General features: G+C 57.0%; 11 protein-coding genes. 2 read left to right on the forward strand and 9 right to left on the reverse strand.

Going from position 1 to position 11,633, the window contains the following annotated elements; translation table 11 throughout:
- Nucleotides 1–35: 35 nt before the first annotated feature.
- From recR to dnaX, 3 genes are all read right to left on the reverse strand, one after another.
- The gene (gene recR / locus V3C63_RS06350; protein ID WP_329886960.1) at nt 36–638 is read right to left on the reverse strand and encodes a recombination mediator RecR; all 603 of its coding nucleotides are present in this window, start codon (nt 636–638) and stop codon (nt 36–38) included.
- A gap of 1 nt (nt 639) precedes the next feature.
- Nucleotides 640–999, reverse strand: a complete 360-nt coding sequence (locus tag V3C63_RS06355) for a YbaB/EbfC family nucleoid-associated protein (RefSeq protein WP_329886961.1) — start codon at nt 997–999, stop codon at nt 640–642.
- A 111-nt stretch (nt 1,000–1,110) separates the two neighbouring features.
- Nucleotides 1,111–2,814, reverse strand: coding sequence for a DNA polymerase III subunit gamma/tau (dnaX, locus tag V3C63_RS06360; RefSeq protein WP_329886962.1), 1,704 nt, complete (start codon nt 2,812–2,814; stop codon nt 1,111–1,113).
- Between the two features lie 236 nt (nt 2,815–3,050).
- Here dnaX and V3C63_RS06365 point away from each other — a divergent pair, with 236 nt between their 5' ends.
- Together V3C63_RS06365 and V3C63_RS06370 are read left to right on the forward strand one after the other, a co-directional pair.
- The gene (locus tag V3C63_RS06365; protein ID WP_329886963.1) at nt 3,051–3,944 is read left to right on the forward strand and encodes a DMT family transporter; all 894 of its coding nucleotides are present in this window, start codon (nt 3,051–3,053) and stop codon (nt 3,942–3,944) included.
- Nucleotides 3,945–4,065: 121 nt separating this feature from the next.
- Nucleotides 4,066–4,419 (forward strand): cupin domain-containing protein, encoded by a 354-nt coding sequence (locus tag V3C63_RS06370; RefSeq protein ID WP_329886964.1) that lies wholly within the window; start codon nt 4,066–4,068, stop codon nt 4,417–4,419.
- A gap of 253 nt (nt 4,420–4,672) precedes the next feature.
- On the opposite strand, the gene V3C63_RS06375 is transcribed toward V3C63_RS06370, so the two are convergent.
- The 6 genes from V3C63_RS06375 to V3C63_RS06400 all read right to left on the reverse strand — a co-directional run bounded on the left by V3C63_RS06375 (nt 4,673) and on the right by V3C63_RS06400 (nt 11,423).
- On the reverse strand, nt 4,673–5,455 hold the full coding sequence (locus tag V3C63_RS06375) for an enoyl-CoA hydratase/isomerase family protein (protein WP_329886965.1): 783 nt from the start codon (nt 5,453–5,455) through the stop codon (nt 4,673–4,675).
- A 99-nt stretch (nt 5,456–5,554) separates the two neighbouring features.
- Complete coding sequence (locus V3C63_RS06380) at nt 5,555–6,706, reverse strand: acyl-CoA dehydrogenase family protein (protein ID WP_329886966.1); 1,152 nt, start codon at nt 6,704–6,706, stop codon at nt 5,555–5,557.
- A 102-nt stretch (nt 6,707–6,808) separates the two neighbouring features.
- Nucleotides 6,809–7,600: an SDR family NAD(P)-dependent oxidoreductase gene (locus V3C63_RS06385; protein ID WP_329886967.1), complete on the reverse strand. Its 792-nt coding sequence runs from the start codon at nt 7,598–7,600 to the stop codon at nt 6,809–6,811.
- 60 nt (nt 7,601–7,660) lie between these two features.
- Nucleotides 7,661–8,629, reverse strand: coding sequence for an NAD(P)H-dependent flavin oxidoreductase (locus V3C63_RS06390; RefSeq protein ID WP_329886968.1), 969 nt, complete (start codon nt 8,627–8,629; stop codon nt 7,661–7,663).
- Between the two features lie 6 nt (nt 8,630–8,635).
- The gene (locus tag V3C63_RS06395; protein ID WP_329886969.1) at nt 8,636–10,135 is read right to left on the reverse strand and encodes an amino acid adenylation domain-containing protein; all 1,500 of its coding nucleotides are present in this window, start codon (nt 10,133–10,135) and stop codon (nt 8,636–8,638) included.
- A 28-nt stretch (nt 10,136–10,163) separates the two neighbouring features.
- The gene (locus V3C63_RS06400; protein ID WP_329886970.1) at nt 10,164–11,423 is read right to left on the reverse strand and encodes an OFA family MFS transporter; all 1,260 of its coding nucleotides are present in this window, start codon (nt 11,421–11,423) and stop codon (nt 10,164–10,166) included.
- Between the last annotated feature and the right edge of the window lie 210 nt (nt 11,424–11,633).

Consider the following 11,633-nt stretch of genomic DNA (forward strand, 5'->3'; position numbering starts at 1 on the left):
CATCCAAAGTTTATTCTTTATCTGATGACCGCTGCTTATTTAATTTGTTTTCGGCCTTCAAAAGCTTTAATCAAAGTGACCTCGTCTGTAAATTCTACATCGGCGCCAATCGGAATGCCCTTGGCCAACCGGGTTACCGTCACGCCCATCGGCGTAATCAGATTGCCCAGGTAAACCGCCGTCGCTTCGCCCTCCGGCGTTGGATTAGTCGCCATGATCACTTCCGTCACCGTGCCGTCCGCCAGGCGCAACATCAACTCTCTGGCTTTAATGTCCTGAGGGCCGATCCCCTCCAGCGGGGAAATCACACCGTGGAGCACATGATAAAGTCCGTGATATTCCCGCGTGCGCTCGATGGCGTAAATATCCCGCGTGTTTTCAACCACGCACAGCACAGAGCGATCCCGGGATGCGTCGGCGCAGATATCACAGCGATCCCCGTCCGTAATCGAAAAACAAACGGGACAAAGTTTAACCTTCTCTTTAACATCTAGGAGAGCCCTGGATAGCCCGGTGATATCTTCCTTTGGGGCATCAATTAGGTGAAAGGCCAGCCGCTGGGCCGTTTTCTCGCCGATGCCCGGCAATTTGGACAGCTCGGCAACCAGCCGCTCAATCGCCTTCGGATACAGTCCCAACTCAGGACAACCCCGGAATATCCGGCATGCCGATGCCCTCGGTTAGTTTGCCCATTTCTGAGCCGGTCAGTTCGTCCACGCGGCTGTTCGCTTCGTTGACGGCGGCCACGATGAGATCCTCGAGCATTTCCACATCGTCCTCGTCGATAACATCCGGATCAATCTTCACTGATTTAACGACTTTCGCCCCCGTCATCACCACCTTAACCGCTCCGCCGCCGGCACTGCCTTCGATTTCCTGTTCTTCCAGATCCTCCTGGGCACGCTGCATTTGCGCCTGCATCTGCTGGATCTGCTTCATCATATTTTTCTGGTTAACCTTGCCGCCGCTCCGCGGCGCCCGTCTTTTCATTCTCGACATGAGATTCTCCTTTATCCTTCGTTTGTTTTCCTTTTCATTTTATTATAACACTTTTATCCCTGGGTTTAAAAGCCTAAAATCGTTCGATGCCTCAATTCTTAATGCCCTTTCTCATTGCGATTCAGTGGGCACGTCGCCGACAATGGCCGCCGTTTTTTCGGCAAAGCTCATGATCTCAGCGTTTTTTTTTACCACGCAGATATCCAATGTGAGATTGACATTCTCGGAAAGCGTCTGTGCCATCTTTTCAAGACTTGCCTTTTCCCGCCCCAGCATATCGGCCTGCATCGCCGCATTGGAACCGGCAAAGCGCAGCTCCAGGTGATGTCCAGACACCTGAGCCAGCCGCCCTTCGCTGAAAAAGTGCTGCAGCAGCGGATTGGTCTCGGCCAGCTGGTCGTGCATCAAACGGAAAAGGCGGTCCGCATTGATCTCCGCCGAATCATCTGATTGCGTTTCCGGTTTCGCCGTTCGGGACCCCGTCGGTTTGGATGGCGCCGAAGGCGCTTCGTCCGCCGCCGGTTGTGGGGCGCTTCCCTTCGCGACTGAATGAGCCATTGGGCGATCGGCCGCTGCCTTCGGCTGCACAGACGTTTCGAGCGGAACAGGTGCCGCTTGCGCTGTCGCCGGGCGGGCAGACTGCGGCGCGGTTGCTTCCGCGGCCGGCACATAGCCCGAACAGGCTTTGAGCACGCTCATTTCCAGAATCACGGCGCTCATATCGTTGTAACGCAGCTTTTCCTGATCGCCCAGAAGGGTGTCGACCATGGTGAACAGCCGATTTTTTCCTGCGGCTTTCGCCGTAGCCGAGAGGGTTTCAAATGCCGCTTCGCCGATACCCAGAATGCGCATGGCTGCCGGCCCGGCGGTCGCCGCCACCAGCATCTCCCGGAAGCAGGTGATCAGTTGGTCCAAAATCAGCGCGGCATCCTTGCCTTCCGCACGCAGGGTCTGCAGCGTCAGCAGCGCCTGATCGGCCGCGCCGTCAATCATCGCCCGGGCCAGCGCCAGAATCGTCTGCCGGTCGGCCATGCCCAGAAACGCGAGCACCTGCTCCTGGGTGATGGCCGCGCCGTCTTCCCGGATGTCGATGATCTGATCCAGGATGCTCAGGGCGTCGCGCATAGAGTGATCCCCCCGGGCCGCGACGAATTGCAGCGCATCTTCGTCCATGGCCACGCCGATATCCTGCAGGATCATCCGCATCCGATCGGCGATCATCTCCTGATCGATGGGGCGGATATCAAAGCGCTGGCAGCGGGACAAAATTGTCATCGGCAGCTTGTTGGGCTCCGTCGTCGCCAGGATAAACACCACGTGAGCCGGCGGCTCTTCCAGCGTCTTGAGCAGGGCGTTAAAGGCCTCCCGGGTGAGCATGTGCACTTCGTCAATGATATACACTTTGTACGCACCGAGGGTCGGCGGGTATTTCACCTTCTCGCGGATATCCCGAATCTCATCGACTCCGCGGTTGGATGCCGCGTCGATTTCGATGATATCCATGACGCCGGGCTTCTCGATTTCGCGGCACACCGCACAGGCATTGCAAGGATTGCCGTCGTGATTGTCCGTGCAGTTGATGGCACGGGCGAAAATTTTGGCGATCGTCGTCTTGCCGGTTCCCCGGATCCCCGTTAGAAGATAGGCATGGCCGACGCGGTCGCTGATGATCTGATTTTTTAAAATGCGGGTCACAAAATCCTGCCCGACCACCTCGTCAAAGGTCTGGGGACGGTATTTGCGGTACAACGCCATATAGGCCATGGCCATCCTCCCGTTCGTCTTCGTCTTGATCTTCGCTGCGCTTTCGCGCACCGGTTAAATCGCCCTCATTATACTCTTTTTCATCCCGATTGTATAGCCTTCCCGCGCATCGGCCGAGATCTTTTAAGCCGGACGGTCCGCGCCGTCTTTACGCCGAGACGCCTATTCGTTATAATAAAGGCTCAGCACCGGCGCCAACCCGCAGGGCATTCGCGCTTCGAACCGGCGTCGACATTTCGCGGATCGCTCAAAAAATGTGCGCCGTCATTTGACAGAAAGGAGATTTTATGCCCAACCGACTGACCCAACATCCCGCGCTGCCACGGGCCATGCTCTTCGCCGCCGCTTTGATCTGGGGGTCTTCATTCTTCATGATGAAACATGTGGTCGCCGTCTTCCCCACCCATTATCTGCTGGCCATCCGCTTCACGGTCGCCGCCGTGCTTTTGGCCATAATCTTTCGCAAACGGCTGTACCGCCCGGGCCGCCAAACGCTTTTGGCCGGACTTGCGGTCGGCGGCACAATGTTCATCGCCTACGCCTTTCAAACCATTGGCCTCACCGGCACCACACCGGGCAAAAACGCCTTTCTGACGGCCATCTATTGCGTGATCGTGCCTTTTTTGTATTGGCTGATCGACCGGAGACGGCCGGATCGCTTTAATATCGCCGCCGCCTTTTTGTGCATGCTCGGCATCGGTCTCGTGAGTCTCGACGGCGATCTGTCCATGGGCTGGGGCGACGCTTTAACCCTCGTCTGCGGCTTCTTTTTCGCCTGCAACATCGTCGCCGTGGCCAAGTTCAGCCAGAAGATCGATCTCATCGTGCTGACGATTTTTCAATTTGCCGTGGCCGCCGTTTGCTGCTGGGTCTGCGCCCTCGCTTTTGAGCGCTTTCCCCCGCAGATTCCCGGATCTGTCCTCGGCGAATTGATTTACCTGACGCTTTTCGTCTCGACCTTGGCCTATCTTTGCCAGAACTTCGGCCTCAAGCACGAGGAACCCGCCGCCGCGGCCATCATCCTGAGCCTGGAATGTGTCTTCGGGGTCCTTTTTTCCCTGATCTTTTACGGCGAGCACCTGACCTTGCGTCTGGTGATCGGCTTCACCGTCATTTTCCTCGCCGTCATCATCTCCGAGACCAAGCTGCAATTTCTCTCCGGAATGCGCGCGCGACGGTAAAACCGATGCCGGATCTTCGGCTTTGTTGATATCGCAAATTCTTTCTGTCTTTTCTTTTGTCGCCGCATCGGCTATGATAGCCATGAGGATTAAAGCGGCCATCATTGGCAAGGAGGTTCCGATGTTTATTACCAATGAACAAGATCATGCGTTTCGCCATGGCGATTCCGGCCCGAAGTATTTTATCCACGGGCCAAAGCTCAATTTCGGCATCGCTCGGGTGCTGCCCGGCGAGGTGTACACCGCCCACAGGCATCCGCGGATGGAAGAGGATTTTTATGTGCTGGAGGGGCATCCAACCTTTATTATCGACGGAAAGACCCACGTTAGCAAACCCGGAGACTTTATCCACATGGATCCCGGCGAGGTGCACGTGATTAAAAACGAGACCGATGCCCCTTGTCTTTACACCATTACCACTACGCCCTTTTTTGAAGCGGGGGACAAAGAGGAGGTCACCGTTGACTGGGCGTGAGCCCGAAAAAGCCAAAAAAGCGCCTGCCGATCGGCAGGCGCTTTTTTGGTGCTATGCGGTGGTTATTTTGTGAATCCGGCAATGGCCTCCGGCGCATAACCCAAGGCTGTAAAGACGGCCGCGTTATCAGCGCCAACCAAGCGCGCGGCCACATAGGTTCCCAATTCAACCACTTAAATTCCTTTTAAATGATCGATCATGACGCACTCCTTTCTCTTGTCTTGCAGTGCCTCTTCCGGCATTGAGCCAAATGCTATTCAAACACCGGGCGCCGTTTTTCCAAAAAGGCAAACACCCCTTCCCTGAAGTTGGGCGACGCCGCACAAGCCGCTTGCTCCCGCTTTTCGATGGCCAGGTATTCCCGGTAGTCCCGCCATTCGACTTCCCAGGCGATGCGCTTGATCGCCGCGTAGCAGCTCGACGGCCCGGCGGCGAGCCTTCTGGCCAATTTTTCCACAGCCGCTTCCAGCTCGTCGTCGGGCACCACCCTGTAAACCATGCCCATCGCCATGGCCCGTTCGGCGTCCACCGCTTCACCGGTCATGCACAGCTGCACAGCCCGGCTCACGCCGACGGCTTGAGCCAGAGCGTAAAGCCCGCCGGTATCCGGGATCAGGCCGACGCCTACAAAGGCCTCGATAAATTTGGCGCTTTCCGCAGCGATGCAAAAATCGCTGCACAGCGCCAGGCTGCAGCCGGCGCCGGCGGCGGCCCCGCGCACCGCCGCAATGATCGGCTTTGCCGAAATCTTCATCGCGAACACCAGGCGGGCGGAGTTATCCATGTTCGCCGCCATGTCTAAACTCCCGTCCTCCAGTCCGGCTTTAAAGCTGTCCAGCTCGCCGCCGGCGCAAAAGGCCTTGTCCGTTCCCGTGAGCACCATCACCCGCACCGCATCGTCCCGCTCCGCCGCGTCAAAGGCCCGGCAAAGTTCTTCGATCACATCGTCGTTGATCGCGTTCATCGTTTGAGGTTTGTCGATGGCGATGCGCGCGACGCCGTTCTTCACGTCATAAGTAATATTCTGATATGGCATGGTTCACTCCTTTCACTTTTCAAAACGGTTTGCTGATATAAAAAAGCCACAACGACACGCGAAGTGCCGTTGTGGATGAAGGGAATTTTAAAAGGTCGCTCAGACTTTGTAGCGGCGCTGCATTTCCCGGCCGATGACCATCCGCTGAATCTGGTTGGTGCCTTCGAAAATCTGGAAGATTTTCGCGTCGCGCATCAATTTTTCCACCGGATATTCCTTGCTGTAGCCGTAGCCGCCGAGGATCTGCACCGCGTCGGTGGTAACCTTCATCGCCACGTCGGACACGAAGGTCTTCGTGACCGAGCCGAGGCGCGTGTCGTATTGGCCGGTCTTGTCGATCATATCGGCGCAGTGATAGAGCAGGGTGCGGGCAGCCGTGGTCTGGATTTCCATGTCGGCCAGCATGAAGGAGATGCCCTGGTTTTTGATGATGGGCTTGCCGAAGGTCTTGCGGACCATGGCGTATTTGGTGGCTTCGTCGATGGCGCGTTCCGCGATCCCGAGGCAGCCGTAGGAATTGACGCCGCGGCTTCTGTCGAGGGACTGCATGGCGATCATAAAGCCCTGGCCTTCCTCGCCGATGAGGTTCTTCGCCGGGATGCGCACATCGTCGAAGCTTAAGCTCGTGGTGTTGGACAGGCGCAGGCCCATTTTGTTTTCTTCTTTCCCGACGCTGACGCCTTCCCGTTCCTTTTCGACGAGGAAGCAGGAAATCCCGTGGGCGCCCTTTTCTTTATCCGTCACTGCAAACACCGTGAACATGTCGGCGATGCCGCCGCTGGAGATAAAGCATTTGCTCCCGTTTAAAATATAGTCGTCGCCGTCGCGCACTGCAGTGGTGCGTGTCGCGGAGGCGTCGGAGCCGGCGTCGGCTTCCGTCAGGCAGAAGGCGCCGAGCTGACCGTCCATCACGCGCTCGAAGTAATACTTCACCTGTTCTTCCGTGCCGGCGATGCGCAGCGGCGTCACCCCGAATTCCGCCGTCGTCGCCGAGACGATAAACCCGGCGTCGACCTTGGCGAATTGTTCGTTGACCAACACCAGATCCAGAGCTCCGGCCCCGATGCCGCCGTATGCTTCCGGGATGAACATGGTCGAGAAGCCCTGTTCCACAAATTTTTGATACACATCCATCGGGAATTCGCCCTTGGCGTCGCATTCTTCGACGACGGGGGCGAGTTCTCGCTCGGCGAAATCCTTCGCAACTTCCACCAAATCCTTTTGTTCATCCGTTAAAATAAAATCCTGCATGTCGCGTTTTCCTTTCTCTCTCCACGTTTGCTCCAAAAATGTCACTGATCCGTTTGGGATGGCGGCCGCCGCCACGGACGCCCCCATTAAAGCCGATTCACTTTAGACATCGCCGCCGAGGGTTGCCCCCATATCGGCCACGATATATTCGCCGTCGAGCATGTCGCACAACCCGCAGGCCAAAAACAGGGTCAGATTGGCGATTTCGTCCACCGTCCCGAAGCGTCTTTCCGGAATCTTTTTCAATGTTTTTTCTTTAAAGGCCGGATTTTCCAGGGTATCCGCGTTGAGCGCCGTCTTGACGTAGCCCGGGCAGATCGCATTGACGTGGATGCCGTAGCGGGCGTATTCCCAGGCGAGGGTTTTAGTCAGATTGATGGCGCCGGCCTTGGAGGCCCCGTAGGCCGAGAGGCCGTTGTTCCCCTTGATCCCGCCGATAGAACACATGTTGATGATCTTGCCGCCGTCACCCTGGGCGATCATCTGATCGGCCGCGGTTTTCGAGCCGAAGAAAACGCCCTTCAAGTTGGAGTCGAGCACGCGGTCCCAATCGGATTCCGACATGTCTTTGACCTTCTTGGTCAGCGCCACGCCGGCGTTGTTCACCATAATGTCCAGCCGGCCAAAGGCCGCCACGGTTTGCTTCACCAAATTTTTGATGGCCTCGACTTGCTGCACGTCGGTGCTCACGCCGATGGCTTCGCCGCCCAACTCGTTAATGGCTTTGGCCACCGCGTCGCAATCGTCCTGATGGCGGCTGGTCACCACCACCTTGGCGCCGGCCGCCGCCAATTTCAGCGCGATGCCATGGCCCAAACCTTTGGTCCCGCCGGTCACAATGGCAACCTTTCCCGTTAAGTCAAATTTTGGTAATGCGTATGCTTCATTGGCCATTTGAATGTCCTCCCTATAAAAATATTGAAAATGAATTCGAATCACTGTCTTGATGAATGTTTATGACAAAATGTGTTCAAAGCGTTTGAATTGGGTTTGCGTTTCCGCCACCAATTCCTGCACAATCGCCAAGACGCTTTTCACCTCTCGGATCAGGCTCACGCCCTGCCCCACCGGATTGATGCCGCCATCGACATCTCCCGTTTGATAGGCTTTAAGCGTGCGCGCGCCGGATGTCACGCTTTGCAGGGCTTCAAAGTTCGCGCCCTGAGCCTCCATCGCAAGGCATTGCCTCGCGGCGGCGTTGTTGGCCACCCGCGCCATGTTGCCGACGCTCTTCTGGACGATCACTGTGCTGCGTTCGCCCGCCGCGCACAGCCATTGTTTGTGGGCTTCGCTGATCGGCGCTTCTTCTGAAGCCAGAAAGCGCGTGCCCATCACGACGGCATCCGCCCCGAGCATCAACGCCGCGGCGACACCCCGCCCGTCGACGATGCCGCCGCCGGCAATCACCGGCACCGAAAGCGCTCGGGACGCTTCGTCGATGAGCACCATCGTGCCCTTTTCATCCTTTCCCGGATGGCCGCCGCATTCAAATCCCACCACCGACACGGCGTCGACGCCGCATTTTTCCGCGCTGAGCCCGTAGCGAGCCGCCGGCACCTTGTGGATGTGCATCAGGCCCGCGCCGTGGATGAGCGGTTCGATAAAATCCGGCTTGACCCCGGAGGTCTCGACGGCCGTCACCCCGGCCGCCTTGCAGTCTGCGATCACCGCCCGGGCGGCCTCCCGCTGGTCGGCATCCGGCAAAAAGCTCATGTTGACCCCGATGGGCCGGTCGGTCAGCGCCCGCGTTTTTTGAAGCGCATTTTGAAAAGCTTCCGCCTTCGGATACATCGCCGAGCTCAAAAACCCCATGCCGCCGGCGTTTGAAACCGCGGCGACCAGCTCCGGCGTCGACACATAAAACATGCCGCCCTGCAAAATGGGGTAGTCGATGCCTAAAAGTTCCGTGATCCTTGTCTTCATGATTTTTTAATACCGCTCCTTCAGCAGGCGATGGTCGTCGAGCTCGGCCGGCGCCGCGATAGCCCGGCGGGCGATTTTGCCATTTGGCGTCCGCGGCAGGCGCTCCAACTGGAAGAGCGCCGTCGGCACCATGTAATAGGGCATTTTTTCCTTCAAGAAGGCTTTGATCGCCTTCACATCGAGTGTCGTGTCTGCTTCAAAATACCCACAGAGAATATTGGTGCCGCCTCTGTCCGTGAAGGATTTAACGCAGACCTCGCCGATGCCCTCAAACTGGCGCACCTGCCGTTCGACCTCGTCGATCTCGACGCGAAACCCGCGAATCTTCACCATGTTGTCCTTTCGGCAAACATAATGATAAATGCCGTCGGTATCCGCCCGCACAATATCGCCGCTTTTGTAGAGCCAGCTGAAGGCCGGCTCGTCAGAAAACGGGTTGCGAATAAAATGCTCCGCCGTCTTCTTTTCGTTGTGCAGATAGCCCCGAGCCACTTGTTCCGAAGCGAGCCACAATTCGCCTTCTGCCCCGGCTGGCACCGGGACCCCAGACGCATCCACCACGTAGCCGCGAATATCATCATTTAATCGGCCGATGGGGTAGGCACTTCGGGTGTCGGTAATTTCGTAGGCGGCGATCATGGCCGTCAGCTCCGACGAGCCGTAAACATTGAGGATGCGATAGGAGGCTTTCTTTAAATTTCTGGCCATCTCGCTGCCCACGATCAAAAGGCGCAGCTTCGTCTGGCCGTCGTCAATCTGTTGAAACTTGACGGCCATGTGGGGCGGCAAAAAGGTGATGGTGATCGCTTCCGATTTGTAAAACCGCTGCAGTTCGTCGATATGTCTTCTCACCTCTCGGGGAATGATCACGGCCGTGCATCCCAGACACAGCGCGGCATACAAATCAAAGACCGACGCGACAAAACTAAAACTCGGGAAAATGGCATAGATGTCGTCATCCGTTAACCCAAACCGATCAAAATTGCCGATGGACGCCATCACATTGCGATGTTCGATCATCACGCCCTTGGGACTGGCTGTCGTGCTGGACGTATAAATCAGCACGGCCAGTCCGTCGCGAAGCGATAAATCAATGTGTTCTTTTTTTGAAGGGTCCACCCGGCGATAAAAATCTTTATCCAAAATGAAGCGACAGCGACACTCTTCCACGATCCTTTTCTTGGTCTCGGCGGGATAATTATAATCGATATAGGTATACGCGCCGCCGGCTTTCCAGATGCCGATCATGGCCACGACGGAACAAACAGACTGCCCGGCCGCAATGCCGACGATCTCTCCCGGCTGCATGCCGGCCTCCACCAGCGCGTAGGCCAATGCGTTTGTTTCTTCCTCCAGTTGTCGATAGGTCAGTTTGCGATTGGCCTCCTTCACCGCAATTTTATCCGGGTAACACCTGACCGTCGCTTTCAGCAATTCGCAAAACGTCCATTGCTCAAAACGTTCCGGATGCTCGGTTAAATCTTTAGACCGATGACATGTTTCCATTGGAATTCCCTTCTTATTTTTCGCGGGCCTATCCGTTGCTCTTCACTTTCTTTCTGACGACAAATGCTGCGATCAATGAGATGATCGCCAGCACGCAGCCCACCATGAACGCCGCCGAATAGTCGCCGCCGTGACTCATGGTGACCGCGACCCGCGGCCCGATCAGACCGGCAATCCCGAACATCAAATACATCACGCCGTAGTTTTCGGTGATGTATTTTGAACCGAACAAGTCGGCCGTGATCGGGGTGATCGTCCCGCCGAAGCCGCCGTAGCAAAGCGCAACCAGCGCCATGCACACCACCGTCATCGTCTTTGAAGGCGAAGTGGCCAAAAGCCCCATCGCTACCGCCGGAATGGCGCAGATGATGCAGATCGTCACGTATTTATCGGTGTGGTCCGTCACCGCGCCCCACAGGATCCGACCGATCATGCTCATGAAAGAGAGCAGCGAAGCGTAAATCGCGGCCCGCGTCATCGTCAGACCGAAGCCGCTGCTCATGATCTGTGTGCACTGGCTGATGACCATCATCCCGGAGGTCAGCCCGAAGGCGAAGGTCACCGCCGCCACATAAAACATGCTGGTCTTCACCATCTGGCCCCGGTTTAAGTCCTTCACCATCCGGGTCTTCGGCACATCGTCGGCGTCTGCCGCCTTGTCAGCGCCGCCGCTGCCCTGGGCGCGTTTGTATTCCACATAGCCCTCCGGCACCGGCCGGATGATCGCCCCGCAGATCGCGAGGACAATCAGGCAGGCCGCCCCGATGACGATAAAGGCCTGGCGCATGCCCTGGCCCGCGATCATATTGGCGAGCACCGGCGACCAGATCATGGCCGATCCGCCGTAAACCCCAGCGAAAAGCCCGGAGGCGATCCCCGTTTTTTCCGGGAAGACCGAAGCCGAATAGCCCATCATCGTGGGATACATCAGCCCGGTGCCGACGCCGGTCATCAGGCCGTACACGACAAAGAGCATCGCGATGTTCGCCACAAAGCCGCTTAAAATATAACCGACGCCGAAGAGCGCCGCGCCGATCACCACCAGCTGATTCGCTTTTAAATGCTTGGTGAAGCCGCCCAAGATCGTCGGCGACATGGTCGAGCATAAGACCGTCAGCGTGTAGCAAAGCGCCACCGTCGCCGTCACCGATTCGCCGCCCAGCGCCTGCACGAAGGGTGTCTGGACGACAGACCAGGTATACCCGATCCCCAAGATAAAGCAAACCACCAGCCCCGCGATATAATACAGGGTTTTTTTACTTTCAAATGTCTTATATTCTGCGTTCATTTTCTCTCTCCTAAGGCATTTGCACCGAGCCAGAGCATACTTGTCTCGGGGCGAAGCGCAGCCTCGTCCCGGGACATGGGCGCGCTATTTCTGCGTTTTCTTAAAGCGGTCGAGCATGGCCCGCGGCGTCGCCGTCGCCCGTTCGTATCGCGGACAGTCCACCCCGTCGAAGCCCGCCAGATATTTGGCGATCTTCTTGAGCTCTTCCAG

It is taken from the genome of Pseudoramibacter faecis (genome assembly GCF_036289405.1).
Classification (GTDB): domain Bacteria; phylum Bacillota; class Clostridia; order Eubacteriales; family Eubacteriaceae; genus Pseudoramibacter; species Pseudoramibacter faecis.

Excerpts from the sequence above, each read along its gene's own strand:
- V3C63_RS06355 (WP_329886961.1), bottom strand. The coding sequence starts at position 999 with ATGTCGAGAATGAAAAGACGGGCGCCGCGGAGCGGCGGCAAGGTTAAC.
- V3C63_RS06365 (WP_329886963.1), top strand. The coding sequence starts at position 3,051 with ATGCCCAACCGACTGACCCAACATCCCGCGCTGCCACGGGCCATGCTC.
- V3C63_RS06370 (WP_329886964.1), top strand. The coding sequence starts at position 4,066 with ATGTTTATTACCAATGAACAAGATCATGCGTTTCGCCATGGCGATTCC.
- V3C63_RS06375 (WP_329886965.1), bottom strand. The coding sequence starts at position 5,455 with ATGCCATATCAGAATATTACTTATGACGTGAAGAACGGCGTCGCGCGC.
- V3C63_RS06380 (WP_329886966.1), bottom strand. The coding sequence starts at position 6,706 with ATGCAGGATTTTATTTTAACGGATGAACAAAAGGATTTGGTGGAAGTT.
- V3C63_RS06385 (WP_329886967.1), bottom strand. The coding sequence starts at position 7,600 with ATGGCCAATGAAGCATACGCATTACCAAAATTTGACTTAACGGGAAAG.
- V3C63_RS06390 (WP_329886968.1), bottom strand. The coding sequence starts at position 8,629 with ATGAAGACAAGGATCACGGAACTTTTAGGCATCGACTACCCCATTTTG.
- V3C63_RS06395 (WP_329886969.1), bottom strand. The coding sequence starts at position 10,135 with ATGGAAACATGTCATCGGTCTAAAGATTTAACCGAGCATCCGGAACGT.
- V3C63_RS06400 (WP_329886970.1), bottom strand. The coding sequence starts at position 11,423 with ATGAACGCAGAATATAAGACATTTGAAAGTAAAAAAACCCTGTATTAT.